We start from the raw sequence: 25,405 nt of genomic DNA, 5'->3' as shown, positions 1-25,405 counted from the left end.
TCTCATGCCTCTCGTTTCTGCCCAATCGAAATGAACCCGTCCCCCAAAGGCGCAAGACGCTTCCCTATCGTAGAAGAATCTGCCCCGCCTCCCGAACATTAGGCACGCTCGAGCCTTAGCGCGCGTAGAGTATCTTTTGAGCTTGTTCGCAGGCTCGCTTTAGTACTTTCATTTCGATTGGGCAGAAACGAGAGGCATGAGAATAGCAGTAGCCAGTGAGGGGTTGGATGTGAGCAAGCACTTCAGTTCTTGCACCAACTTCAATTTCTACAAAGTAGAAAATAACGAACTGGTCGATTCGCGCAATCTGCCAAGTCAGGAGCATCTCTGTGGCTCTCAGGCGAATTTCCTGCGCCAGATCGAAGTCCGTGTGCTCATCTGCGGTGCCATCTCTCCTGCCGATGTTGAGACCATGAACAAAGCTGGCATCACGGTGGTGACCGGCGCTTCAGGAAACGCACTGCAAGCAGCCGATGCATACCTGCACGATCGTCTTCCCAACGCTACCATCTGCACGGTCTAAAAGCCTTCCCAAGATCTTCTTCGCGAGCAGCGAGACCGTAGAGGTGAGGTCTCGGATTCACCCGTTCTGCTATTCGCCTTCGGCTCATGCGCTGCACTGCCTCATGCATTGATATGCGAACTCAGCAAGCTGAGTTCTGTTCTTTAAATTAGCGTTCAGAGTGAATCTACGACCCCGCCTCTACAGTCTCGCTAATCGCACAGCAGTGCCTCAGCTGAACACTTCTTGGAAATCGTCTTCGGTCGAGACAATGATGCCAGCATCGATGAATGCTTGGGCAGCTACGCCATTACCCTCAACGAGCGTATCAGTGAAGGTTCCATCGTATATCTTCCCCACCCCGCATGAAGGACTCTTCGCTTTCAGGATAGCATGGGTGCATCCCGCCTGCTGCGCTGCATTCAGCGCCACCTGCGCGCCCAGCTCGAAAGCCTTCGTGGTATCGGTACCCTCCACATCATGCACGACCACTTCAGGAAGCAAATCGGTCTGGATCTCGCTCGGCGGATGGGGTATCTTCAGACCACCCATCACCTCAGGACAGACGCGCACCACATCCTCGGGGCTCACATGAGTCTCCAGGAATTCCCGCACCGCTGCACAGGGCTTGGCTTTCCCGTCGTAGCGGCAAGGAACACCGAGCAAGCATGCGCTTACCGCAACCTTCATTCGTCGCTCGTCCCGGTCTCAGGTGCGCTGCCCGTTTCAGGGTCAGCAGGTACAGCCTTGGCAGATTTGGAAGATTTGCTGGCCTCGCTAGCCGCATCGTCAGACTCCCCCGCCTCAAGTGCGGCGAACTTCGCCTTCATGGTGGGATTACCGCGCGTGAGCCTCTTCACCGAGAGCGCTTCAGCCTTGTCGTTCGCCAAACGCAAATTGCGCTCGCTACCCAACAAGTTGTCCTTGATCTTGTTCAGATGGTCGATGGACTTGTCGATCTCGTCGATGGCCTTCTGGAATTTGTCACTTGCCAGGCGATAGTTCTTCCCGAACTTCTCCTTGAAGTCTTCCAAGCTCGACTCGAAATTGCTCACGTCGATGTTCTGCTGACGCTGCAACTCCAGTTCGTCCTTGTACTGCGCCGCGTCGAGCGCCGCATTGCGCAGCAGCGTGATCATAGGGATGAAGAATTGCGGACGAATGACATACATCTTGTCATAGGCATAGGAAACGTCCACGATGCCCTGGTTGTACAGATCGCTCTCGGGCTCGAGCATGCTGACGAGTACCGCATATTCACAGCCCTTCGTAGTGCGGTCGCGGTCGAGCTTCTTGAAATGATCTTCGTTCTTCTTCTTGTGCGTGGAATCGTCGGCTTCGTTCTTCATCTCGAACATGATGGAGATGAGTTCTGCACCCGTGTCGGTGAATTCGCGATAGATATAGTCGCCCTTGGTGCCTTCGCTCGCATCGTTATCCTTGCCGAATTGTGCATTGCGAAACGCTGTAGCGCGCAGCTTGTTGAATTCCACTTCGCAGTGCTGCTCGAGCGTCTCGCCCAAGATCTTCACCGTCATCTTCGATTTCATCTCGCGCATGTTCTCGATCTCGCGTTCGCGCACCAAGATGAGCTGGTCCTTCGCTTTCAGCTGCTCGGCCAGTTCGATCTCGCGTTCACGCTGCTTGAGCGCAGCAGCCTGCGCAGAATTCTGCACTTCTTGAACTGCCAGCTGCACCTGGGTCTGCTGTTTCTCGCGCTCGGATGCCAGAGAATGCTCCAGTTCCGCGATACGTTCCTGCTGTTTGGCCAGGGCCAACTCGCGCTCCATGGTCTGCTTCTCGCGCTCAGTCGCAAGGGCCTGTTCCAGCTCGGCGATGCGCTGTTGCTGTTTCTGCTGGTCGGCAGCTTGCTGTTCTTGCTGCTGCGAGAGCGCCAGCTGCTTCTCCACCTCCTGACGCTCCTGCTGCGCCTCAAGTTCATGGCGAAGCTGAGCGATCTGCTCCTGTTGCTTAGCTAACGCCAGTTCACGTTCCGCGGTTTGCTTGTCGCGCTCAGCTTCCAGGCGCGCCTGCAGCTCGGCGATCTGCGCTTCTTTCTGCGCCGTCTCCACCTGCATCTCGCTCTTCACGCGCTCGGCGCGGTCGCGCACAGCTTCGTCGAATTCATGGTCGTGCACCTGACGCACGAGCGCATCATAGCCAGATTCATCAACCTGGAAGACTTTTCCGCAATGGGGGCATTTCAATTCGTTCATGATGGTTCCTGCTCAACTCTCCGAACAACTGTGATGAAGATCCTATTTGTTGACCTCATATTCTATCCCAAAGAAAAAGGGCGGGAGTCCCGAAAAACACCCACCCTTGAAAAACTGCAGAGCCTATGATGGTCCTGCGTTCGATCTTGCCCAGATCGCCTAGCCTTACGGCACCGTGATCTCACGGCCTTCGAAGATGTAACCCATCGCACCGTTGTGCTTCTCGCACTCGCGCGCAATGGTGATGCGCTGGACCGTAGGCGCGCCTTCCTCGAGCCACATAGCGCGGCAATCGCGATAGAGGCGCTCGGTCGGGCCGTAGGGCGAATCCTCGAAGTAGCCATCGCCACCGAAGATCTCGAGCATCTCATCAGAGACCAAACGGACCGTATCGATGGAGAACAACTTGCAGATAGCAGCCTTCTCATCGATGAAGTCATTGTACGGGTCAGCGTCGAACGTGACCGCGAAGTCATAGACCAAACAACGCAGTGCATGGATCATCATCTGCATGTTCGCGATCTTCATCTTGATAGCCTGACGTTTGATGATCGGCTTGCCGAAGGTGACGCGATCATGAGCACGCGCCAGTGAGATCTCCAGCATGCGCTGAGCCATGCCCAAGTTGGAAGTTGCGATATGGACGCGGGAAACGGAGAGTGAATGGATGGCCACTTCCATGCCCTGGCCTACTTCGCCGAGCAGATACTCAGGACCCAGCTCCAGATTGGTGAACTTGAGTCCCGCATGACCTGCGCCACGACAACCCATCATATGCGGCATAGGAACCAGCTCGAAGCCTGGCGCGTCGACCGGCACGAAGAACGCCGAAAGGCGCGTATCCTTGTCGTCGTCAGGGTTGGTCACGGCGATAACGTAGGTGTAATCGGAGCAGTCAGTGTGAGAGATCAGCCATTTCTCGCCGTTCAAGACCCACTTGCCCTTAGCCTCATCCCACACAGCGGTGGTATGCAGGTCGGCACCCGTGCCGCCCGTCTGTTCGGTGATGGCGAAGTTACAATAGATGGTCTTGTCCTGGAACTTATCCATGAGCTGGTCTTTCAGCTCCTGCTTGCCGTAGTCTTCCAAGATGCGCCAATTCATATCCGCTGCATGATGCAGGTGCATGCGCATGCCGCCAGGACCACGAGAGAACTCTTCTTGCACGCGCAGGATCTCGAGCTCGTTCAGATTCCATCCGCCATATTCAGCAGGTAGATAGAAACGATACAGATCATTCTCTTTTGCAAGTTCGTAGAATTCATCAGGGAACTTGTTCGTGACTTCGATCTCCTTCTGCATCTCCTCGAACGGTCCTTCGACCAGCTCGCGAATCTGCTTCAGATACGCATCGAACATCTCGTCAGTGATAGTTGCATTTGGATTCATAGGCTTCCTCCCAATCCTTAATGACCCTTTTCCCTTACTTCAATTGTGAACCCTTCCTGCCATTTTTCCAACAAGAAACTACCCGTAATTGTGCCTTAAACCTATAGGCTCCTCCTATAGAAAAATGTCATCGCACGATCGATAGTGCATGGTGTTCTGGTTGCAAGGTAAGGATGTAGGGCAGGGGTCGTAGATTCACTCTGAACACTGAATTAAAAAGATAGAACCCGCCAAAGCGGGTTCGTGTAAATAAAGCATGAAGCAGTGCAGCGCATGAGCCGAAGGCGAACAGCGGAACGGGTGAATCCGAGACCCCTACCCTACAGCATTGCCTTGCAGCCAGAACACCCCGGCAAACGTTCGGTCTATTCGCTGACGCGCACGACCCCTTTGCCCGCATTCTTCGCATCGTAGAGCGCCGCGTCTGCGCGCTGGACCAACGGGTCGATAGGATTCGGGATCGTTGGCGAGAATGCAATACCGCAACTGCCGCAGATCTTCCACGGCTCCCCTGGTTCGGTCGAGCGCGCCTCGAACAACTCGAGCGCACGCTGCGCACGTTCGCGCATCACATCCACGTCGTCGATACCGAACATCGCTACGACGAATTCATCGCCGCCCCAGCGGATCACTTGGCTGTCAGGGAACACTTCTTGCAGGACCTCCGACACCAAGATGAGCACATGGTCGCCAATAGCATGGCCCAAGGTATCGTTCACATCCTTGAAGTTATCGAGGTCAAAGATAGCGATCGCAGCCGAGCTCGACTCATCGAAATCGTCAAGATGCTCGTAGAAATAGCGGCGATTGAAGAGCCCCGTAAGATAGTCGGTTCGCGCATTGAGCATGGCTTGCTGCTCCAATTGGCGCAGCTCGGTCATATCGCTGTAGATTCGCACCTGGCCAGTGCGATTGCCGAACACATCGCGGATCGGCGCTTTGCGCATGTACATAAGGCGCTGGATACCGCCGCGATCGAGGAACAGCTCTGCGCTCTCATGCTTTTCGCGAATACGTGCCAGCTCTTCGCCGAACGCGATCCTTCGCCAAGCAGAGAAGTTCATGCCAACCGTGTTCTCGCGCGTTTGCTGGAAGTAGACTTCGGTGGTGGCGTTGATGTTCAGGATGGTCTCATCCTTATCCTCGACGATCACCGCAAGCGGCAGCGAATTCAATAGGATATCGTTCTCGTAGCGCAAGTTGTCCAACTCGGTAACATCGTCAGCCGTACCGATCGTACCCATGACACTGCCGTCTTCATCGTAGAGCGGGGTCTTGTACGTGATGAGCAAACGCCTGCCACGATCAGATTCGACCTGCTCTTCGAATTCGCGGGTCTCTCCCGCCGCGATAGCTTGACGCTCGGTCTCGGCGCACATCTCAGCGCTCTCCGTGTCTTCGGGCGGCAAGTTCCAAATGTAGTTATGGCCTTGGCCTTCGATATCTTCTTTGGCCTTGTTCACGACTGAGCAGAAGAAATCGTTCACCTTAAGATGCGTTCCATCAACACGCTTGACCCAGACCATGCTGGGCATCGAGTTGATGAGCGTGTTGAAATATGTCTCGGAAAGGATGAGGTCCGAGCGCGTTTGGGCCGCACGCTGGAGCGCACTGAACTGGAAAGCAGCCTCTGCGCTGGAAAGCGGCGCGGACCACAAGAGGGACAATACAGAAAAATCCTCTTGCGACCACGTATTCGTGAGCTCTTTCGGCGCGATGGCCACCACTGCCCAAAAACGATCTCCGTGCGCTTGCTTCAGCGCTTCAGTGGCAGCGGCAAGATCACGTGCAGGCATGAGCGGCTCGCCCGTGGCTTCCTGCCAAGCGCGAGCGTCGATGATAGCGATATCGCAACGTGCAAAGGCGTGGGCGTCGAACGCTGGGAAGGCAACGATATCGTGCGTGAAGCAGCGCAATGGCTCAGTGGCGCGGATCGCAGCATTCACTTCGTCGCTCGTTCCGAAAAGCGAGATATGCAAAGTCTTATGGTACATGAACGTCTCCTCTCGGTTCTTATCATACCCTATTCCCGTTGTAATCTGCGATTTTGTTGCTTAGACCGACCGCACGAAGATACCCCTTGGGGACGGGTTCGTTTTTGTCCGAGACAGTTTGGGGACAGGTTCAGATGACCGAATAGCATCCGCCGAATGTGGACAAAAAGGGGGCTGCCCCCTTTTTGTCCACGACTCTAACACCGAACTGTCCCGAACGAATTTGAACCTGTCCCCGTGTGGTAAGCTGCGGGGGTGGGTCAGGAAGTGGAACATATCGATCATGATATCGAGCCAGTGTTCGATGAGCGCAGCCGCGTGTTACTGCTGGGGACCTTCCCTTCTCCGAAGTCACGCGAGCAAGGCTTCTTCTATGGGCATCCACAGAATCGTTTTTGGAAGGTGCTCGCTGGCGTGCTCGATGCACCAGAACCTCAGACCATTCCCGAGAAGAGGGCGCTCTTGCTCGAGCACAAGATCGCGCTTTGGGACGTTTGCCAGTCATGCCAGATCGAGGGCGCGAGCGACGCATCCATCCGCAACCCTAAACCAAACGACCTGGGGCGCATACTCGATATCGCTCCTATTCAACGGATCTTCTGCACAGGCGCGAAAGCAGCGCAGCTCTATCGGAAGCTGATCGAGCCACAACTGGGCATTTCCTGCGTACAACTTCCTTCGACCAGTCCCGCGAATGCAGCCATGCGCTTGCCTGCGTTGATCGAGGCTTACCGTGAAGCACTGCTGCCTTATCTCGATGTAAAGGATGAGCGTTCGTGACCTTCATCGCGAAAGCGCGTTGACGATCGCACATCAACGACCTGCCGTGAGGTCCACTACACGTGTTGCCACGAAATCTGTCAGACGAGTCGAATGCGAGACCATCATAAGCCCCATGTTCTGCACCGCTACCACGTCGAGCAGCGCTTGCCAGATCTGCAGCTGCGTGAGCGGATCGAGCATGGTGGATATCTCGTCGGCGATAAGGTAGCGCGGCTTCGTCATCAGGGCACGTACGATGCAGAATCGCTGCAATTCGCCACCAGAGAGCTCATGAGGAAACCGCGAGAGCCATTCATCGCGGATGCCGAATAGAGCAAGCAGGTCTTCGTCGATATCGCCAGCTTCTTCCAAGATCGCAGCCATGCGCATCCGCGGATCGACCGCTGCTTCAGGATGCTGCAAGATGAGCTGCACGGGACAAGTGCCCTTGGAAGGGAGCGGCTCGCCATCCACGAGCACTTCGCCTGACCTCGGAGCAAGATAACCAGCTGCGATACGACAGAGTGTGGTCTTACCGAACCCCGATGGCGCCTGGAGCGCCACGCGCTGCCCCTGCTCCACGCTCAGATTCACGCTCTCATAGAGCGGCGCTGCCTTTTCGTATCCGAAGCTGATGTTTCGCAACTCGAGCATGGCCTAACCTTCCTCCCTGCTTGGCAAGGACGCGGCGGGGGCGGTGGTTGCGCCTTCTGTTCGATCTTCAACAGGGGCTTGAGTTTGAGGCATGTCCTCGAAACGGAGCGCATACCACAGCTCGCGTGAGAACGGATCGTTCAACGAATCTGGTGAAGCGAAGCTCGCCACATCGGTCTCTTCCACCACAGTACCATCCTTGAATACCGCCACACGATCGGCAACGCGCAGAGCAAGCTCGATGTCATGCGTGATGAGCAGTACGCCGCCACCTTCATCCGCGAAGGCGCGGAAGTCGTCCATGGCCTTGATGGCAAGCTCAAGATCGAGCCCTGGAGTAGGCTCATCGGCAATGATCAGCTTCGGTTCGTCCATGAGCGCACAACACAAGAGCACGCGACGAGCCATACCGCCAGAAAGTTCGAAAGGATATTGATCGGCAACCTCAGGTCCCAATCCGTAATGCGCGAACAGTTGCTCGCGCTTCGCCAAGCGGGATGCAGCCTGATCTCTGTCAGAGCGCCCCACCCCTTCGACCTGGCGTCCTATTTTCATGAGCGGGTCGAGATATCGCACGCTTTGCGGGACCAAAGAGATGCCGTTTCCGCGCAGCTGCCGCAGCGCATCTGCACCGACGCGCTCCCCGTTAAAATGGATCACGCCGCTGACCCGCGCGTTCGGCTCGAACAAACCCATGATGGAGTCTGCGAGCAGGGTCTTGCCTGATCCCGATGCCCCCACGATCGCTACGATCTCGCCTTCATGGACCGAGATGCTCAGATCGTGTATCACTTCTACTTCGCGCTGCTTCGCTCGGAAGAATGGTGCCTGCGGATCGTACATGCGAAACGCCACATTCAACCCCTCTACCGTGAGCAGGTGGTGGAAGCCTGGATGCTTCGAGGTGTGCGCATGACTGTGATGATGATGGAATTCACCATGAAGATGCTGAGCGTGACCGTGAGGCTCAGCATGCGCATGACCGTGTCGCGATCTCGGCTGGTCATGCAGAGCTTGGGGGTCCTGCATGCTCTGGGTGGACTCGGTGGTAGGCTTGACGCCAGGCTGAGCATTGCCATGCGGTTCGCACTTCGATCTTGCCATCGTCATTCACCTCACTCCTGAGCGCTCTGCGGATCGACCAACTTACGCAGGCTCGATCCAGCCAGGTCGAACAGCAATACCATCAAGATGAGCGCCACACCAGGACACACTGCCAACCACCACATGCCCGAAGAAAGATAGCGCATCGATTCGCTCAAGATGATGCCGATGGCTGGCTGTTCAGGCGACAGGCCGAAGCCCAAGAAGGTGATGGCCGCCTCATGCAAGATGGCATGAGGGAAGAGCAAGATGAGCCCTACCAGGAACTGAGGCAGCACATAAGGGAGCATGTGACGCGTAGCGATGCGCAGACGACTCACACCCAGCTTACGAGCCACCGCAACGAAGGTAGATTCTTTGCATTGGAGCACCTCAGCGCGCACCACGCGTGCGAGATTGGCCCAATGAGTGAGCGCAACGCCGATGGTCACGCCCCAAAACCCCTTGCCGCATGCATAGGATATGAGGATGAGCAGCACGATATGGGGAATTCCCATCATCAGGTCGATGAGCCAGGTGACCACCGCATCGGCGCGTTTGCCGCCAAGCGCTGCGAATGCGCCCAGCACCAACGCGATGATCGATGATGCGCCTGCTGCGAACAGACCTACCAAGATGCTCGTCGAAAGGCCTGAGAGCGTCCGCAAGAACATGTCACGACCCATCCAGTCGGTACCAAAGGGATGCGCCAAGCTTGGTGCTAGATTCTTCATGGTGAAATCAGTGGCAGTAGCTTCTGGGAGCACCATACGCCCGATGACCACGATCGCGGCGAGCAACAGCGCAGCCACCAAGAACGACCCCAACGTGAGCTTTCGGTTCGAGAGCCGCTTGCGACGAGGTAGATGCAATAGATCCGCGGCACGCTCGGTGACCGACACGCTCGCAGGAGCCACCGAAGGCTTCAACGCTCTCTCATCAAAGCTCATCGCTGGTCACCTCCCGCTTAGCGATACGCGGATCGACCACCCCATAGAGGATGTTCGCGATCAGATTGCCGCCGAAGACGAGCATGGCCGAGAAGATCGCGATGCCCGCAAGCAGCGCTGCATCTCCCCCGAGCCCTGCCGTTACCGCTGCCTGGCCCAAACCTGGGTAAGAGAACACCTCTTCAACGAGCACCGAACCGCCGAATATCTCAGCGATGGACGCGAACTGAAGCGTGATGGCTGGCATGATCAGATTGCGCAACCCATGTTCGCGCAAGATGCGCAGCGTGGACAGGCCGCGGCTGCGGGCGAAGCGCACATAGGGCGAGCTCATCACATCGATGGTCTTCTCACGCGTATGCAATGCGATGTTCGCCACCCCGGTCACGGAGAGCGTAAGGGCTGGAAGCGCTAGATGATGGAGAGCATCGACGAAGGTCACGTTCGAAGAAGCAACGCCAATGGGTACCGAAAGACCTAGAGGGAACCAACCTAGCTGCACCGAGAAGACGATGAGGAGCAAGAGTCCCAACCAGAACACAGGCGTTGATGCGAGCAAGTAGCAATAGCCTTTCACCACGCGGTCGAACACGGTGCCGCGATAAGCGCCCGCGAAGATACCGAGCAGAAAGCCGAGCGCACCGCTGACGACCCATGCCACCGCCATAAGGGCCAGCGAATTCAACGCACGCTCTGCGATGACCTGAGCAACGGGAGCGTTGTAGCGCAATGACATTCCCAGATCGCCCGAAAGCGCCGCACCGAGCCAATTGAAGTAACGCTCGAATAGCGGCGTGTCTGCGCCCCAATATGCTGCCAGCTGCGCGCGCTTCTCTTCACCCATGCTGGCATAAGCGGCCTGACCTACGTTCGCCTGTACCGGATCGACCGGCGAGATGCTCACCAGCACGAACGTGACCAGGCTCACGCCCAGCATGAGCAACACGAACTTGGTGATGTTTGTCAGAACGAAACGCGCCACGAATACCAAGGAACCTTATTGCCACGACCACTGATCGACGTTGTTCACCAGCGACCAGCCGTGTCCGTGAGGATGCGGCTTCTGCTGTGCCACATCCAGCCCGTCGCGCTTGAAATACAGATGATCCACGTTCGCAAGCCATACCCAGGGCGCACCGCCTTCTGGCGCGAAACCTTCGCTCCCATCCCAAGCGGCCGCCTGCCATTGCGGATAGGACGCTTCAACGCTCGATGCGGCGAGCGCCGCATCCAGATGAGAATCGATCGCTGCGTTTTCGTAGACCGCATAATTGCCAGCCGATGTGCCGTAATGCAAGGTATAGAGTTCCACCGGGCTATTCGCTCCCCAACCCCACAACACGGGCGTGTCGTATTCATGAGGATAGATCTCGTCCCAGCCAGCACCAACAGGCTGCACCTCGATGCCTATCTGAGCCATCTGGTTTGCGAATTCGTTGGCAAGCGCCTGACGTACCGAATCGGACGCTGCATAATAGAGGTCGAAACGAGCACGCTGGTCGCCCTTGGCATAGATGCCATCTTCGCCAAGCTTCCAGCCATCTGCTTCCATATGACTGCGAGCTTGGTTCTGATCGAAGCTCACCTCCATGGCCGTCGAAGCCCACGGCATGCCATCAGAGACGCTATAGGCTGGCGTGCCATAACCCTCGAGCACATTGGCGATCATAGCATGACGATCAACGCCCGCATTGATCGCACGACGCAAGCCTAAGCTTGACGTGACCGCGTTGCCAGTGGCGTATGTTTCGGTTCCATCCTTCTTCGTGCCACCTGGCGCAACGCTAGGTAGCGAGATGCCGCGGCTGTCCACTGACTTGCAAACGAGCAGTTCATATCCCGATATATCAGCGCTATTGGCAAGGGTGGCAGCGGTATAGGCCACATCCGCATCACCCGACTGAGCGGCTGCCATGGATGCGTCTTCCTCCATGAACAGCACCACCACACGTTCGATCTTGGGCGCTTCACCGTAATAATCGGGGTTAGCCTTCAAGATGACCTGCTGACCCTTGTCCCATTGCTCAAGCATATAGCGACCAGAACCAATAGGATGTTCGCCATAGCTATCAGAATAGGCATGCTCTGGGACGATCCCTACTACGGCCAGCGTATAGAGGAAGGCGTTGAAGGGCTTGGTGAGCGTAACAACGCACGTAGTGTCATCGGTCGCCTTCGCATCGGCCACCATGGACAGATCAGCCTCGGCGGCTTCGTTGTCTCGGATCCCTAGAATGGTGAAAGCCACATCGCTTGCTCTCAGGGGTTCACCATCCGTGAACTTCACGTCATCGCGGATATGGAAGGTCCAGGTGAGCGAATCGGCTGAGCATTCGTAACTCGTGGCCAGGTCGTTCACGAAATTGAGTTCGGTGTCAGTGGTGAAAAGAGTTGACTGGATGAGCGGCTCATGCACGTGTTCGCCACAACCCCAGGAATAGAGTGGGTTGAAGCCTGCCGCTGGTTCTGAAGAAGGGGTCATGGTAACGACCACCTGCGACTCTCCATTAAGGCCGACCCCCGGTTGCGCGGTCAAACCGCCTGAGGAACATCCCGGCAACATGCTTCCTATAGCCAGCGTGAGCGCACCCATGCCGCTCAGTTGCAGGAAATTACGACGTGATACTGCTTTCATCGTTGCTCCTCAGAACTTTGGTGTTACCTAATGCGAATTGGTAACACAGATGATACCAGTGTTGTTACGTCTTTCTTATTCGTAACCCGCAAGCGGTCAGCTCAATGGAGTACAATACCGCCTAGATATCGCCGATTACGTTCAGGATGGTTCGATGGATCCTCTCAAGCTTGACCGCTGCTCTTGCGAACGCACTGCTCATGGTTCGATCACGAGCTTGATCATCGCTACGCTCCTGGCTCTTTTCGTATTGTCTGGATGCGCAGCGAGCGAAACGCCAAATGCATCCGAAGGCTCCCCCAGCACTTCATCGACGACCGCTTCGAGCGCCTCTGTCAGCTCCCTTGATGATGTTCCCGATTATTTCGGGCAGGATTACCTGGTTCTGAACAACGACCAACCCGAATTCACTGAGGCCGACTTCGCCGTTGCCGATGGTACCGAAGAATATGGTCAGCTCGATAGCTATGGCCGCGCTACCTATGCATTCGCGAAGCTCTGCACCAACACGCGCCCAGCGCCAGGCAGCAAACGTGCGAAGAACATGCCCGATCCAAGCGGATGGGTTCAGGCGTACTATCCCGAGATCGGGCTTGACCATCTCTACGAACGATCGCACTTGATCGCCTATTCATTGAGCGATGAGGCAGTGAATCCGCGCGATCTTATCACGGGTACGGAGCATCTGAACCAAGACACGATGCAAGAATTCGAAGGGGCCATACGGTCTTATCTGGATAGCGGAGCAGGGAGCGACACCAAGCACGTGCTCATGCGCGTGACCCCCGATTTTCGCGGCACTGATCTTGTAGCGCGTGGCGTGCAGATCGAAGCCTATTCACTTGAAGATGAGGGTGCGAGCGTCTGCTTCAACGTCTACTGCTACAACATCCAACCCCGGATCGAGATCGACTATGCCACAGGTGCCAGCAGGCTGGCCACGACCGCTGAAGAGGTTGCCGAGGCAGAGACCGCAGCTGCTGTCGCTGCGACCGAAGCTGTCGAGCAAGCCTATGTATTGAACACCAATACCAAGAAGTTCCACTACCCCACCTGCGATTCCGTAGCAGACATGAAAGCCAAGAACCGCAAGGATGAAACCACCACGCGAAGTGCCCTGATCGAATCAGGCTACACTCCCTGCTCTCGCTGCGATCCCTGATTCTATTGGTGATCCTTGATTTCGGCCTGTCCCCTCTGGTTATTGGTTCAGTTTGGCGTAGGCTTTGGTGGTGAACTTCTCTTCGTCCACGATGAAACGCGAATGGGTGCCGCGCCCTACAACGCCAAGATCGTCGACCACTTCTACCTTGAACTTCAACGCACGACCGTCGACCTCGATAAGCTCGCTGGTACAGCGTGCTTCCATATCGATCGGTGTTGCCGCATCATGGCTGATGTCAAGGTGCGTACCGACCGTAGTCTGGCCTGGCTCCAATTCGCCCTGAACGCTCTGAGCGCACGTCAGTTCGATAAGGTTGATCATCGCTGGCGTGCCGAACACCTTCACCGTGCCACTACCAAGAGCTGCAGCGGTATTTTGTTCGGTGACCATGATCGATTCAGTATGAGTGATGCCAACTTCCAACATAGGGTTCCTCCGTTCGGTCCACGCTTAGCCTAATACTACATCAAGGACCATCATCAAAACGAAACCGATGGCCACCCCGATAGTTCCTACATTACTATGCTCGCCACTTTGCGTCTCAGGGATGAGCTCTTCGACCACCACATAGATCATCGCACCTGCAGCGAAGGCGAGCACATAGGGCAGAAGCGGCATGACCAAACTGGTGAGCGCGAGCATAAGAAGCACTCCAATAGGTTCGATAACACCAGACAAGAAGCCCAAGCCGAACGCGCGGCCCTTGGAGACGCCATTCGAGACCAATGGCATGGAGATGACCGCGCCTTCAGGGATGTTCTGGATGGCAATGCCGATAGCAAGCGCCACCACGCCTGCCAGCGCGATGAGTCCCTCCCCAGAGAGGAAGCCCGCGAGCACAACGCCCACCGCCATGCCTTCGGGTAGATTATGGATCGCGATCGCCAGGAAGAGCATGGTGGAGTTCTTCAGGTTGCTAGGCATGCCTTCAGGCTTTTCGGAATCAAGGTGAAGATGCGGCAGCAACGAGTCGATGAGCAACAATACACCCATGCCCGCAAGAAAACCCACGGCAGCAGGGATCCACTCGATCACTCCCTGCTCGCCCGCCATCTCGAGCGCAGGAAGGAGCAAGCTCCATACCGACGCGGCGATCATCACACCAGCGGCAAAGCCAAGGAGTGCTTTCTGGAACTTGGTGCTGAGCTGCTTTTTCATGAAGAAAGCAAGCGCGGAGCCCAAGGTAGTGCCTGCAAGCGGCACGGTGAGCGCTACCACAATGCCAAGGGTCGTCGCATCCATATTCCACCTGCTTTCCTAGTCGGTTTTGCTACAATGCCCTCATTTTAACAAGGCGCATTCAACTAGATTAGACCGACCAGAAGTTGTTAGAAGAGTGAAACAAAACGGCATGATGTCGCATGACCTTCGCCCGATCCGCGCCCGAAAACGAAAAGGCCAGAACGAAGATCGCCCCGGCCGAAGAGAAACCATGGTAATGTGACAAATTTGCGATTTTGGGGTGGTGCTAAGTGGTGAAATTCGTCCCCCGTTTTATCCCGCTTTTACCCCAGTATTGAGTTTTTGTCCCAAAAATAAGAGAAGGCCAAACCGCTCAGTTTTTGCGGTTTGACCTGTGATTATAGGTGGTGCCGACAACAGGAATCGAACCCGCAACCCACTGATTACAAATCAGTTGCGCTACCAATTGCGCCATGTCGGCATCCAGCGAAGAAGATTCTAGCACAAAACACCAGTGCCATCGAAGGCAGGGACGAAGCTTTCGCTGGCCGCGCCACCTTCTTGCCAAAAATAATCTTCGATACCTAACGCATCGGCATGATCGAGAACGCGCTCGTAGTCTTCATCAGACACCATTTCTTCCAGACCATAGGCACGAAGGTCAAGATCGCTATCCACTACCGTGAACTGATTCATGATGCTCACCAAGACCCTATTCCCAAAACGTTCATGGATCACGCTGAGCGCTTCGAGCGAATCATCCACATAACCTGGAAGCACCAGATGGCGAACGATCACACCCTTGCGCAACAGTCCGTTCTCGTCGAATTGAGGCTCACCCACCTGGGAGAGCATCTCGTCGATCGCCGCCAAAGCAATATCGGGATAATCTTGCGCATGCGAAAGACGTTGAGCGGTCTTGGGGTTCGCATATTTGAAATCGACCAGATAGATATCCACGAGCCCATCGAGCAACTGGAGCGTGGCCTGCCCTTCGTAGCCCGCACTGTTCCATACAACAGGGATATGCAGCATGGCATCGGAGTGCTGGTCTTCTTCGCTTCTGCGAAGTGAGCGCAGCACACGAGCTACGCTGGGAGCATAGTGGCTCGCGGTCACCAGATTGATATTGGCCGCCCGCTGTTCGTTCTGCAGATCCAGCATGACCTGGGCTAATCGCTCGACTGAAACATCAACGCCCGCCCCCTGCGCGAGCGCCTTGTTCTGACAGTAAACGCAACCAAGCGCACAGTGCGAGAAGAAGATCGCCCCGCTTCCCTGCTCGCCCACCAGACACGGTTCCTCCCACCAGTGGAGCGCAGCACGACCTATGCGCAGCACATCGCTCGCACCGCACACGCCAGCACGTTCCAAACGATCGATGCCACAAGCGCGCGGGCAGAGCGAGCAGCGCTCATACCAAGCAGCCAAAGCCGTATATTCTTCAGGAAAGCTCAACGTACAGAACGAGACCATTACTAGTTGGCAGAGATGCCACCTAAGCCCGCAAAGCCATCGGGATCGAAATAGTCATCCTCGCCGTAGTCTCGATCATGATCATGATCATGCCCATGGTCGTGACCGCAATCGCAGTCGTGACCATGATCGTGGTCGTGTTCTTCGTACGCACCCGCAGCACGTGACCAATCGAGCCCGAAACGCTCAGCAGCCTTCTCATCTTCGAAGATGAGCGCGAGCGCCGCGGGATTATATTGGGCACCGCCCACCATTGCCAGCAACTCCAAGAGCCTGAACCCGGATTCAGCCTGAGGCAGCACATGGTCTCGATCATCCGCCGCAGAAAGCGCGGCTACCAGTTCAGCCATCAAGATCTCGACCGAATAACTGCCAGCGAAATCCTTATTGCGGATCGCATCGATATAAGCGATGTTCACTGGCGAAACACAACCCGCGCTTGCGAGCGTATCCATCACCTCTTCGGCATCGTAGCTCACCTCAGAATTCTTGAAGGCTGCATAAGACTCGATCACGCCGATGAGCGCAGAAGCGCGCTGTAGAGTGGCCATGATCTTGGCCGCTTGACCGCATCCTGCTTCCCCCAGATAGAGCACGTGCCTAGCGATGGCGTGAAGCATGCCCTTAGCGTTGTCGAAGTTCTGCTCTTCGCCGCCCACGAACAGGAGCAGATTATCTTTGGAAGCGAACGCATCCTCATCAACGATATCACGAACCACCAACGGCGCATCCAGCGTAGAGCGATCATTCACGCTGGCCACAGCATAGAGCTCACGCGCGAAAGAAGGCGTGGTGGGACTCAGATCCACAAGCAGTACGCCCTCTTTGGTATCTTGGAGCAAGCCTGCCGAATCGAAATACAAATCTTCAAGACCTTGTTGGGTCTCGTAATACGTGAAGACCACATCCGCATCGCTCAGACTCGATGCACTCGAAAAGCCGCCCTCGATCAACGACTGGGAGATACGCGAGCCGATGTTGGTGTCGCCTACGAAAACGAATGTCTGATAAGCCATGGTCTGTTGCCTCTCTTGTCTATCAGTCTTCATTGCTTGCAGTCTTGCGGCATTGCGCTCTCGCCCTTGCGCGAGTAATGCGGCGATGCATTCGCAACAGAGCGCCCCTGCCAAGGCCTAAGGTATAAGGCCTAAGGTATAAGGCATAAGCCTAAGAGCGGTTGCGCTTGACCTTGTTCGCGATTCGATCGACCACCGAAACGGTTTCGCGGCGATCCTTGCCCCAGAATACGATAGCGAGCATATCAGGACCCACATGACAGCCGATCACGGGACCGATGCTGCACTCGAGCACCACTGCGTCTTCATCGGTCTTGTCGAGCAGATCAGCCAAACGCTGCACATCCTTAGGACAGTCAGCATTACCGATGAGCACCGTACCACCTTCGGCTTGCTCTTCACGATTGCGCTCGAAATAGTCGATGAGCGCCTTCATGCCCTTTTTGCGACCGCGCGCCACGCCCACCAGCGCGAGCGACCCATCCAGGCCAAAGCCCAGAAGCGGTTTCGCGTCGAGCTTCGAGCCCACGATGGCCACCGAAGCGGGAATACGTCCACCGCGATGCAAGCTCTCCAGGTCGCTGACCATGAAGTATCCGTGCACATAATAGAGCGCTTCTTCAGCCCACTCTGCCAGCTCTTTGGCGCTCATGCCATTTTGCTGCTGGCGAATAGCCTCGTAGACGAGCAGGCCTTCTGCGACCGAAGCGAGCTTGGAGTCGACCACGTAGATCTCGAAGTCGGGGTGTTCCTCCTTCACTTGCTCTGCAGCCATACAAGCCGCCTGATAAGAGCCCGAAAGGGCGCTCGAGAATGAGAGTAGCACTGCTGGCATGCCCTTCTCGTAGACCGTCTGGAACATCTCGATGAATTCGCCAGGCGAAACCTGAGAAGTGGTCGGCTCATCACCTTCACGCATAGCGTCAAAGAAATCATGCGCCGTAAGGCTTTCGTACATATCATCCTTATGGCTGCCCGACTGATTGTTGTAAGAGAAGCCCAACAGATACACGTCGTCGACCGAGACCACCTCACGGGGTAGGTCGCAGCAAGAATCGATGATCAAAGAACATTTCGTCGTCATAGCTCATTGCCTCTTTCTAATTCGTGCACATCGAAGACCGAAGATTGTCGATCCGTTCAGGTCGCGTTCCATCAAGTTCATGAACATCCATGAATAACGCTGCCGGCCAGGTAGCCGCGCTGATCATGCGGTGATCCCCAGCATCTTGGAGACCAGATCGTGGCGACGATGGAACAGGCCATATTCCAGCCCTACTGGATAGGAATGCGGATTGAGCATACGCTTCTGGCTTTCATCGAGCAGGTCGAGCTGTTCGATGCAGCGCGCGCGTGCTGCCATGGCGTTGCCGTAAGAATCATCGACCACCGAGCATCCATCACGGACGATCGGCTCAAGTAGCGTAGTGTAAGCAAGACCCGAAAGATCCTTCTGGCGGATCTCGTCAGCCGGATCGATGATCAGTTCGCTCTCCACACCATGATTCACATCGAAGACCATGTCGCCAGCGATGGTGCCGTTCGTGTGGAAATAGCGACGCACATCGAGCACACCTGGCGTGGTGAGCTTACTAGCCTGGCCCGAAACCTTGATACAGGGCTCCCATGGTTCGTCCTTACCAGAACGCTTCGCGGCCAGCTTATACACGCCACCAAGCGCTGGTTGATCGTAGGCGGTGGTCAGCTTCGTGCCCACTCCCCATGACGTGATCTGCGCGCCAGAATCCTTGATGGATTTGATGGTGTATTCATCCAGATCGTTCGAGAGCACGATCCCCGTTTCCGTAAGGCCTGCTGCGTCAAGCGCTTCACGCGCTTGCTTGGCACGCCATGAAAGGTCGCCGGAGTCGATACGGATAGCCGCAAGTTTCTCGCCACGCTGCTTCATCTCCAGACCCACCGTGATCGCGTTCTCGATACCTTGAGTTATATCGTAGGTGTCGACCAGCAGCACGCAATTGTGCGGCATGATCTTGGCATAAGCACGAAATGCCTCGAGCTCGGAATCGAATGACATCACCCATGAATGAGCATGGGTGCCCGAAACAGGAATGTCGAAGAGCTTACCCGCCAACACATTAGAAGTAGAAGCGCAACCGCCCACGATGGCCGCGCGCGATGCACGCAACCCACCGTCTTCGCCTTGAGCGCGGCGCAAGCCGAATTCTGCCACGGGCGTTTCGGCAGCCAAGCATACACGGGCCGCCTTGGTAGCGATGAGCGTCTCGAAGTTCACACAATTGAGCAGCGCCGTTTCGAGCAACTGGCACTGCAGCACTGGACCGGTCACACGCAAGAGCGGATCATTCGGGAATACCACGGTGCCTTCTCGCACCGCATCGATGTCCACGGAAAGTTCCATCTCATGCAGATAGTCCAAGAACGCTGGATCGAAGAGCGGACCTCCACCAGGAGCATCGAGGCTGGCAAGATAGGCAATGTCATCATCAGTGAAGCGGTAGTTCTCGATCACGTCCAGCACATGGTCCATGCCGCACGCGATGGCGAACCCGCCCTCGAAAGGATTCGTACGGAAGAACGCATGAAAGCATGCCTCTTCCTCAAGCTTCCCGCACGCCCAGTAGCCTTGAGCCATCGTGAGCTGATACAGGTCGGTCAACAGAGAATAGTTACGACTCTCCACCGTCATGAGCGTCTCCTCCAGTCGTATGACGACGTCGTCGCGCCTTACGATGCGACGTTGCCCCAGATCCCCCCTGGGACGATGAACCTTGCGAAGGTTTCTTAGCGCCCTCGTTTCGCAAGCCGCTCAATCCTGAAGACTTCTGTCCAGGACGATTCTGCTTGGAGCCATTTGAGCGGTTATTATCCTTGCCCGAATTCTTCGAGCGGTCATTGTTCTTGTTGGAATTATTGGCACCAGAACCGTTGGAGCCGCCCGAGCCATTGCCCGATCCACGACGATTGCGACGACGCGAGTTGGAATTCTTGCCGGACTTCGAGCCGTCTTTGCTCTGGTTCCCGCCGTTATTATTCTGTCCTTCGGAACCTTCGCCGCCCGAACCAGAACGGCCGCGACGACGGCGACGGCGTTTGTTGCCATCCTTACCCGAAGACTGGTCTTCCGAACGATCAGGTCGTGGTTGAGCCAAGATATCTTCACCGCTGAAGTTCACCACATCGATAAGACCTGCGCCGCCCATGCCTTCGAGCTGGCTCTTTTCCATGTATTCCTCGAAGACCTCTTCGCTGATAGCGTGCGGGCGTCTTCCTTCTTCCGGCTTCTCGAAATCGTCGAGCGGGATCTTCAGCACCGTGTCGTCTTCAAGCTTGATGGAGATAGTCTCGGAAGGCACGTTGATGTCGGTGACCTTCGCAATGCCTTCAGGCGTTTCGATCTTCGCGCCCATCTTCGGAGCACGCGAATTGAATTCCTTGTAGGTGTCGAATTCGTAGCGCAGACAGCACATCAATCGACCGCACACACCCGATATCTTCTGAGGATTGAGCGAAAGATTCTGCTCTTTAGCCATACGGATGGACACGGGCGAGAATTCGCCGCCGAAGCGCGTACAGCACAGCACCTGGCCGCAATGACCCATGCCGCCGATGATGCGCGCGCCATCGCGTACGCCGATCTGGCGCATATCTACACGTACATGGAAATATGACGCCAGCTTGCGCACCAGTTCACGAAAGTCGATACGCTCTTCGGCCTCGAAGTAGAACACCGCCTTATCGCCCTCGAAGAGGTACTCGACCATGACCGGATGCATCTCCTTGTTGGTCTCCAGTGCGATCTCTTTGAAGTAGCGAAGGGCCTCGTCGCTCTTCTTCTCCATCTTGCGCGCTTGCTCCACGTCTTCAGGCGTGGCCAGGCGCTCAACAGGCTTGAGCGGTGACTTCAGATTGGCGATCAATTCATCGCTCACTTCGAGCACATCTGATGTTGCGATGCCGAACTCAAGTCCGCGGCTGGTGTTGACGATGACATCATCGCCCATTCGTATATCCAAATCGGTGGGGTCGAACCACAAAACCTTTGGTCCGACCTGCAGCTTAATGGGAGCTACCCGAACCATAGAAAACCTCTCTTATCGTAAAAAGAAGCGTGTCGAGACACGTTTCTATAGAAACATTATAGGCGATAGCACGGTCGCACTCGTAGGTCTCGTTGATAGCGCGTACCAGATCTGCTTCGCTCGCACGCTGGGCAGCATTGTCCAGATCGCCCAACATATCAATATTAACAACCTGTTCGGGTGCGTGGGATTTAACCATCAAAACGTCACGCAACCACGACCGAATGATCGAATTCACCTGCTCGAGCGACTCGAGCGCTGTCTTGGTGAGCACGCGCTTGTTACGCGCTTCGATCTGCTTGAGCGCGGCTTTGCTCAAGAACTCTTCGGATTCATTGAGCTCTTCTGCCTGTTGGCTCTGAACGACATCCACCCAAGCTTTAGAGCTTTGTACCAGTTCAGCAGCATATTCGAGCACATCACGCTCATCGGAGAGCGGAAGCAGTGACAAGATCTCTAAGATACGCTTGCGAAAACCGATCTTCTCGGAGCTGCGACAAAAACCAATGGCCTTGGTGACCGACCCATTGCACGCTTCGATGGCGATGCGTGCCTGTTCGGCGGTAACACCCGTATTCTGCGAGATGATGCCAGCGGCTTCGCTCGTGGGAATATGACGAAACGGCACGACCTGACAACGCGAAACGATAGTGGGGAGCACCGCATCTTTGGTACGCCCGAGCAGGATGAAGATGACGTTCTCGGGCGGTTCCTCGAGCGTCTTCAAGAATGCGTTCGCGGGCTGGATGCCCAGCAGATCAGCACGATCGATGATGTAGATCTTGCGCGAGGCCTGGATAGGTGCCAGGTGAGCATCTGCTACCACATCGCGGATCTGTTCGACCAGATAACCGTGAGCGCCTTCGGGTTCGATGAAATGGATGTCAGGGTGATTACGACGCTGGGCACGCTTGCATTGTTCGCACTGTCCGCAGCCTTGATCAGGGCAGATGAGGGCTTGAGCGAACGCATAGGCCGCTGAGGTCTTGTTCGAACCAGGAGGGCCCGTGAACAGGTAGGCATGGCTCAAGCGTCCCGTGCGGATGGTGGCGCGCAGGTAATCGCGCACCCGAGACTGCCCGAAGATGCTTTCGAAAACATCAGCCAACCGTATCAGCTCTTCGCCAAGTCTATATGGGCTTTGGTACTGGTATCGCGCTCAAGGATAGGATCGAAGAAACCGTCCTTCCAAACGAAGGAGTTCTCGTCCCAGCCGAAGATATCTTTGAGCTCCGTGAAGATCGCACGTGCTGTTTCGTCCTTAGGGCCCGATGAATTCACCACACGGATGCGCTCGGGATTTTCTGCAGCAATAGCCAGAAAGCCGTTATTCACGCGCGTATGAAAACTACCACCTGCCTGCTCAAGTCGGTCGGCATCGCCATGATGGGTGGCACGCTCTAAACCCTCTTCGGCACTTGCTCCTGTAGTGAGCAGGATGGTGCGGCATGGATGAACTCCCTGACAAGCAAAGCTATTGGCCTGGCGAACGAACGCCATCGGAAGACCGCGTCCGTAGACCTGATACGCGATGGTGGAATCATAGAAGCGATCGAGCAGGATCACTGCCCCGCGAGCGAGTGCAGGGATGATGGTCTCGTGCACGATCTGAGCACGCGCTGCTTCGTAGATGAGCAGCTCGGATTCATCGCACAGTCCGGTATTCTGCGGATCGAGCACGATATTCCGCAAGGACTCACCCACGCTGGTGCCGCCTGGTTCGCGCAGGCAGATGACCTCATAACCCATCGCGCGCAAACACGTGGCCAAGAAGGTGATATGGGTGGTCTTCCCAGCACCGTCACCACCCTCGAAGGTGATGAAGATGCCTACTTGGTTCTTCTCTTGTTGATCTGCCACCGGCATCTTAGTCATCCTCACGATCAAGGTCATAGATGCTCTGACCAAGCGTATCGATACCCACGAACACGGGCATATCCTTCACTTCGATGCGACGGAGCGCTTCGGTCCCCAGATCGTCATAGGCCAGCGTCTCATCCGAGACTACGCATTTAGCCAAGAAAGCCGCTGCGCCGCCTGTTGCAACGAAATAGACCGAGGAATACTCTTCACAGGCCTTTTTCACTTCATCAGATCGCTCGCCCTTGCCGATGGTGCCCGTAAGCCCCATGGACATGAGCAGCGGAGCCGCGAAATCCATGCGCGAAGCCGTGGTGGGACCGATAGCCCCGAAGGGACGACCCGCCTTAGGGGGCGTGGGGCCCGCATAGAAGATGACCTGGCCCGCAAGGCCATAGGGCAGCGTCTTCAGGCGTTTTTCACGGATCTCGTCGAGCAAGCGAATATGGCCTGCATCGCGCAGCGTATAGACTGGGCCAGTGAGCAGGCATGCATCGCCAGCACGCAGCGCACGAGCATCAGCCTTGCTCAGGGGCAGTTGAATGTGCTTATAGTTCAATGGTAAGCCTCCTCATGGCAGAGCAGCCCATGTTCACCGCAACAGGAAGCGCCGCGATATGGCAAGGAGCGGTCTTCACGCGCACGCCGAGCGCCGTGGTGTCGCCGCCAAGACCACCCGCGCCGATGCCCGTAGCATTGACCGCCTCGAGCAGTTCTCGCTCGAACGCCGCCACCTGAGGATCAGGAGCAGGAACGTTGAGCGGACGCATGAGCGCCAATTTCGCCAAACCTGCGACCTTATCGAAGGTAGAACCAACGCCCACGCCGATGACGAGCGGTGGGCAGGCATTCGCTCCCTTTTCCTTCACGCATTCGAGCACGGTATCGATGACCCCTTGCTTGCCAGCATTGGGCGTGAGCATGACCACGCGACTGGCATTGTCAGAGCCACCGCCTTTCAACATCAAGTGAAGGCGCGCCACACCTGGTTCATCCACCAGGCGCAGTTCGCAGAATGCTGGTGTGTTATCGCCAGTGTTGGTGCGATCGAACAGTGCATCGCGCACGACCGACTTACGCAGCTTCGAGTTGATGAAACCATGCGCCACCGAAGGGTTCACCTTCGAGAACACGTTAGCGTTCAGCGCGATATCAGGACCCACTTCAAGGCAGACCCATACCGTGCCCGTGTCCTGGCAGATGGGCACATGGTCTTCGCTCGCGATCTGCGCGTTCAACACCAGCTGATCGAGCACGATCTTCGCGCGCTCATGGGTCTCCTTGTCGCGTGCCTCGATGAGCGCTTCCAAGATATCGGGCGGAAGCACGTTAGCCAGGCGCGGAATGGAAACGAGCAGTGCATCGGAAATGGTATTTGAGGATAGAACCTGCATGGCAACCAACTAACTTGAGTAACGGATCTATGCGGGAAGGTTCTCAAGGCCCTTCTTCACGCTTGCGGCGGATTCATGGAGTGCCGCCATCTCTTCATCGGTAAGTTCGAATTCAACGATCTCTTCGACGCCGTTCTTGCCCAGGCGCGTAGGGATGTTCATGTACAGATCGTGCAAGCCGTAGGGGCCGTCGATGTAAGCGCACACGCTCAAGACTTCCTTGGAATCGGTGAGAATCGCCTCGACCATCTTCGCGATAGAAGCACCTGGAGCATAGTAGGCCGAGCCGGTCTTCAGGTGTGCGACCACTTCAGCGCCACCCTTCACGCAACGCTGGACCACCTCTGCCACCTCTTCTTCGCTCATCAGCTCGGTGATGGGGCGACCCGCCACGGTGGTGTAGCGCGGCCAGCAGACCATGCCTTCTCCGTGAGCGCCCAACGCCCAAGCGGTAACATCAGCAGGATCGCAACCGAGCTTTTCGCAGACAGCAAAGGAAAGGCGCGAGGAGTCGAGCACGCCACCCATGCCCATCAGGCGATTGCTGGGCAAGCCAGCCTTCTTGTATGCCAGATAGGTCATCACGTCGAGCGGATTGGTAACGCAGATGTAGATGGCATTCGGGGAATACTTGATGGCCTCGTCGATGACCGAGGACATGATGTCAGAATTCACACCGAGCAGGTCTTCACGGGTCATACCGGGCTTGCGCGCGATGCCAGCAGTGATGACCACGATATCGGAATCGGCGGTGGGCGCATAATCATTGGTACCCGTAACAGTGACCGTGAATTTCTCGACCGAACGCATGTGCATCATATCGAGCGCCTTGCCCTGAGGCAGGCCCTCCGCTACGTCGACCAGCACGACATCAGCCAAGTTCTTGCTTGCGATGATGTGCGCAGCGGTCGCACCAACATTTCCAGCGCCGACGATGGTAACTTTACTCACGGTTTCCTCCTGCTTGTGCGCGTTTTTTTCTACGCGATGATCGGATTCGTTGGATCGGGAAACGCGTGCGAAAGAACGCGCGCATTCGCCCTGGATTCATTATCCTCTATTT

General features: G+C 56.1%; 24 protein-coding genes and 1 tRNA gene. 3 read left to right on the top strand and 22 right to left on the bottom strand.

Features of this window, described 5'->3' with window-relative positions:
• Positions 1–196 precede the first annotated feature (196 nt).
• Positions 197–523, top strand: coding sequence for a NifB/NifX family molybdenum-iron cluster-binding protein (locus tag NFR25_RS06345; protein ID WP_251198409.1), 327 nt, complete (start codon positions 197–199; stop codon positions 521–523).
• 210 nt (positions 524–733) lie between these two features.
• On the opposite strand, the gene NFR25_RS06340 is transcribed toward NFR25_RS06345, so the two are convergent.
• From NFR25_RS06340 to NFR25_RS06325, 4 genes are all read right to left on the bottom strand, one after another.
• Positions 734–1,192: a 2-thiouracil desulfurase family protein gene (locus NFR25_RS06340; protein ID WP_251198408.1), complete on the bottom strand. Its 459-nt coding sequence runs from the start codon at positions 1,190–1,192 to the stop codon at positions 734–736.
• Positions 1,189–2,718, bottom strand: a complete 1,530-nt coding sequence (locus NFR25_RS06335; RefSeq protein WP_251198407.1) for a DUF2130 domain-containing protein — start codon at positions 2,716–2,718, stop codon at positions 1,189–1,191. Before NFR25_RS06335 ends, NFR25_RS06340 begins: the two co-directional genes overlap by 4 nt.
• A 165-nt stretch (positions 2,719–2,883) precedes the next feature.
• Complete coding sequence (locus NFR25_RS06330) at positions 2,884–4,107, bottom strand: acyl-CoA dehydrogenase family protein (RefSeq protein ID WP_251198406.1); 1,224 nt, start codon at positions 4,105–4,107, stop codon at positions 2,884–2,886.
• A gap of 365 nt (positions 4,108–4,472) precedes the next feature.
• Positions 4,473–6,101 carry a sensor domain-containing diguanylate cyclase gene (locus NFR25_RS06325; RefSeq protein WP_251198405.1) on the bottom strand — a complete coding sequence of 543 codons (1,629 nt, stop codon included), beginning with the start codon at positions 6,099–6,101 and terminating at the stop codon, positions 4,473–4,475.
• Positions 6,102–6,368: 267 nt separating this feature from the next.
• On the opposite strand from NFR25_RS06325, the gene NFR25_RS06320 reads away from it, so the two are divergent.
• The gene (locus NFR25_RS06320) at positions 6,369–6,881 is read left to right on the top strand and encodes a DNA-deoxyinosine glycosylase (protein ID WP_251198404.1); all 513 of its coding nucleotides are present in this window, start codon (positions 6,369–6,371) and stop codon (positions 6,879–6,881) included.
• A gap of 33 nt (positions 6,882–6,914) precedes the next feature.
• On the opposite strand, the gene NFR25_RS06315 is transcribed toward NFR25_RS06320, so the two are convergent.
• Genes NFR25_RS06315 through NFR25_RS06295 form a run of 5 tightly spaced genes read right to left on the bottom strand, consistent with a single transcriptional unit; the run spans position 6,915 to position 12,185 of the window.
• Positions 6,915–7,517 carry an ABC transporter ATP-binding protein gene (locus NFR25_RS06315; RefSeq protein ID WP_251198403.1) on the bottom strand — a complete coding sequence of 201 codons (603 nt, stop codon included), beginning with the start codon at positions 7,515–7,517 and terminating at the stop codon, positions 6,915–6,917.
• A 3-nt stretch (positions 7,518–7,520) separates the two neighbouring features.
• A complete protein-coding gene (locus tag NFR25_RS06310; RefSeq protein ID WP_251198402.1) occupies positions 7,521–8,621 on the bottom strand; it encodes an ATP-binding cassette domain-containing protein in 1,101 nt (366 codons plus the stop codon).
• 11 nt (positions 8,622–8,632) lie between these two features.
• Positions 8,633–9,550: an ABC transporter permease gene (locus NFR25_RS06305; RefSeq protein WP_251198401.1), complete on the bottom strand. Its 918-nt coding sequence runs from the start codon at positions 9,548–9,550 to the stop codon at positions 8,633–8,635.
• Positions 9,540–10,532: an ABC transporter permease gene (locus tag NFR25_RS06300; RefSeq protein ID WP_251198400.1), complete on the bottom strand. Its 993-nt coding sequence runs from the start codon at positions 10,530–10,532 to the stop codon at positions 9,540–9,542. The genes NFR25_RS06305 and NFR25_RS06300 overlap by 11 nt, the downstream gene beginning before the upstream one ends.
• A 15-nt stretch (positions 10,533–10,547) precedes the next feature.
• Positions 10,548–12,185, bottom strand: coding sequence for an ABC transporter substrate-binding protein (locus tag NFR25_RS06295; protein ID WP_251198399.1), 1,638 nt, complete (start codon positions 12,183–12,185; stop codon positions 10,548–10,550).
• A 154-nt stretch (positions 12,186–12,339) separates the two neighbouring features.
• Here NFR25_RS06295 and NFR25_RS06290 point away from each other — a divergent pair, with 154 nt between their 5' ends.
• A complete protein-coding gene (locus tag NFR25_RS06290; protein ID WP_251198398.1) occupies positions 12,340–13,347 on the top strand; it encodes a DNA/RNA non-specific endonuclease in 1,008 nt (335 codons plus the stop codon).
• A gap of 39 nt (positions 13,348–13,386) precedes the next feature.
• Here the strand turns inward: NFR25_RS06290 and NFR25_RS06285 are convergent, their stop codons facing one another.
• The 13 genes from NFR25_RS06285 to mdh form a co-directional block, all read right to left on the bottom strand.
• Positions 13,387–13,776 carry a thioesterase family protein gene (locus NFR25_RS06285; RefSeq protein WP_251198397.1) on the bottom strand — a complete coding sequence of 130 codons (390 nt, stop codon included), beginning with the start codon at positions 13,774–13,776 and terminating at the stop codon, positions 13,387–13,389.
• A gap of 24 nt (positions 13,777–13,800) precedes the next feature.
• Positions 13,801–14,592, bottom strand: coding sequence for a ZIP family metal transporter (locus NFR25_RS06280; RefSeq protein WP_251198396.1), 792 nt, complete (start codon positions 14,590–14,592; stop codon positions 13,801–13,803).
• 345 nt (positions 14,593–14,937) lie between these two features.
• Positions 14,938–15,013: transfer RNA gene (locus NFR25_RS06275), tRNA-Thr, on the bottom strand.
• Positions 15,014–15,030: 17 nt separating this feature from the next.
• A complete protein-coding gene (locus NFR25_RS06270) occupies positions 15,031–15,963 on the bottom strand; it encodes a radical SAM protein (RefSeq protein WP_251198395.1) in 933 nt (310 codons plus the stop codon).
• 47 nt (positions 15,964–16,010) lie between these two features.
• Positions 16,011–17,024 carry an NAD(P)-binding domain-containing protein gene (locus NFR25_RS06265; protein WP_251198394.1) on the bottom strand — a complete coding sequence of 338 codons (1,014 nt, stop codon included), beginning with the start codon at positions 17,022–17,024 and terminating at the stop codon, positions 16,011–16,013.
• A gap of 151 nt (positions 17,025–17,175) precedes the next feature.
• Entirely contained in the window at positions 17,176–18,108 is a 933-nt protein-coding gene (locus tag NFR25_RS06260; protein WP_251198393.1) for a DegV family protein, read from the bottom strand.
• A gap of 123 nt (positions 18,109–18,231) precedes the next feature.
• Entirely contained in the window at positions 18,232–19,695 is a 1,464-nt protein-coding gene (locus NFR25_RS06255) for a nicotinate phosphoribosyltransferase (RefSeq protein WP_251198392.1), read from the bottom strand.
• Positions 19,676–21,010: a PSP1 domain-containing protein gene (locus tag NFR25_RS07410; protein ID WP_275556942.1), complete on the bottom strand. Its 1,335-nt coding sequence runs from the start codon at positions 21,008–21,010 to the stop codon at positions 19,676–19,678. The genes NFR25_RS06255 and NFR25_RS07410 overlap by 20 nt, the downstream gene beginning before the upstream one ends.
• Before the next feature lie 55 nt (positions 21,011–21,065).
• Positions 21,066–22,196 carry a DNA polymerase III subunit delta' gene (holB, locus tag NFR25_RS06245; protein ID WP_251198391.1) on the bottom strand — a complete coding sequence of 377 codons (1,131 nt, stop codon included), beginning with the start codon at positions 22,194–22,196 and terminating at the stop codon, positions 21,066–21,068.
• A 5-nt stretch (positions 22,197–22,201) separates the two neighbouring features.
• Complete coding sequence (gene tmk / locus NFR25_RS06240; RefSeq protein WP_251198390.1) at positions 22,202–22,954, bottom strand: dTMP kinase; 753 nt, start codon at positions 22,952–22,954, stop codon at positions 22,202–22,204.
• Position 22,955: 1 nt separating this feature from the next.
• Positions 22,956–23,507, bottom strand: coding sequence for a fumarate hydratase C-terminal domain-containing protein (locus NFR25_RS06235; RefSeq protein ID WP_251198389.1), 552 nt, complete (start codon positions 23,505–23,507; stop codon positions 22,956–22,958).
• Positions 23,497–24,342 (bottom strand): fumarate hydratase, encoded by an 846-nt coding sequence (locus tag NFR25_RS06230; RefSeq protein WP_251198388.1) that lies wholly within the window; start codon positions 24,340–24,342, stop codon positions 23,497–23,499. The genes NFR25_RS06235 and NFR25_RS06230 overlap by 11 nt, the downstream gene beginning before the upstream one ends.
• Before the next feature lie 27 nt (positions 24,343–24,369).
• Positions 24,370–25,293 carry a malate dehydrogenase gene (mdh, locus tag NFR25_RS06225; RefSeq protein WP_251198387.1) on the bottom strand — a complete coding sequence of 308 codons (924 nt, stop codon included), beginning with the start codon at positions 25,291–25,293 and terminating at the stop codon, positions 24,370–24,372.
• Positions 25,294–25,405 lie beyond the last annotated feature (112 nt).

It is taken from the genome of Anaerotardibacter muris, from assembly GCF_943192915.1.
Classification (GTDB): Bacteria; Actinomycetota; Coriobacteriia; order Coriobacteriales; family Eggerthellaceae; genus Anaerotardibacter; species Anaerotardibacter muris.
Note: the sequence above shows the minus strand (reverse complement) of the source record. Positions and strands in the feature narration are given on the sequence as shown.

Bases quoted from the DNA above. Each gene is read 5' to 3' on its own strand.
- NFR25_RS06345 (WP_251198409.1), top strand. From the start codon at position 197: ATGAGAATAGCAGTAGCCAGTGAGGGGTTGGATGTGAGCAAGCACTTC.
- NFR25_RS06340 (WP_251198408.1), bottom strand. From the start codon at position 1,192: ATGAAGGTTGCGGTAAGCGCATGCTTGCTCGGTGTTCCTTGCCGCTAC.
- NFR25_RS06335 (WP_251198407.1), bottom strand. From the start codon at position 2,718: ATGAACGAATTGAAATGCCCCCATTGCGGAAAAGTCTTCCAGGTTGAT.
- NFR25_RS06330 (WP_251198406.1), bottom strand. From the start codon at position 4,107: ATGAATCCAAATGCAACTATCACTGACGAGATGTTCGATGCGTATCTG.
- NFR25_RS06325 (WP_251198405.1), bottom strand. From the start codon at position 6,101: ATGTACCATAAGACTTTGCATATCTCGCTTTTCGGAACGAGCGACGAA.
- NFR25_RS06315 (WP_251198403.1), bottom strand. From the start codon at position 7,517: ATGCTCGAGTTGCGAAACATCAGCTTCGGATACGAAAAGGCAGCGCCG.
- NFR25_RS06310 (WP_251198402.1), bottom strand. From the start codon at position 8,621: ATGGCAAGATCGAAGTGCGAACCGCATGGCAATGCTCAGCCTGGCGTC.
- NFR25_RS06305 (WP_251198401.1), bottom strand. From the start codon at position 9,550: ATGAGCTTTGATGAGAGAGCGTTGAAGCCTTCGGTGGCTCCTGCGAGC.
- NFR25_RS06295 (WP_251198399.1), bottom strand. From the start codon at position 12,185: ATGAAAGCAGTATCACGTCGTAATTTCCTGCAACTGAGCGGCATGGGT.
- NFR25_RS06290 (WP_251198398.1), top strand. From the start codon at position 12,340: ATGGATCCTCTCAAGCTTGACCGCTGCTCTTGCGAACGCACTGCTCAT.
- NFR25_RS06285 (WP_251198397.1), bottom strand. From the start codon at position 13,776: ATGTTGGAAGTTGGCATCACTCATACTGAATCGATCATGGTCACCGAA.
- NFR25_RS06280 (WP_251198396.1), bottom strand. From the start codon at position 14,592: ATGGATGCGACGACCCTTGGCATTGTGGTAGCGCTCACCGTGCCGCTT.
- NFR25_RS06265 (WP_251198394.1), bottom strand. From the start codon at position 17,024: ATGGCTTATCAGACATTCGTTTTCGTAGGCGACACCAACATCGGCTCG.
- NFR25_RS06260 (WP_251198393.1), bottom strand. From the start codon at position 18,108: ATGACGACGAAATGTTCTTTGATCATCGATTCTTGCTGCGACCTACCC.
- NFR25_RS06255 (WP_251198392.1), bottom strand. From the start codon at position 19,695: ATGACGGTGGAGAGTCGTAACTATTCTCTGTTGACCGACCTGTATCAG.
- NFR25_RS07410 (WP_275556942.1), bottom strand. From the start codon at position 21,010: ATGGGCGATGATGTCATCGTCAACACCAGCCGCGGACTTGAGTTCGGC.
- tmk (WP_251198390.1), bottom strand. From the start codon at position 22,954: ATGCCGGTGGCAGATCAACAAGAGAAGAACCAAGTAGGCATCTTCATC.
- NFR25_RS06230 (WP_251198388.1), bottom strand. From the start codon at position 24,342: ATGCAGGTTCTATCCTCAAATACCATTTCCGATGCACTGCTCGTTTCC.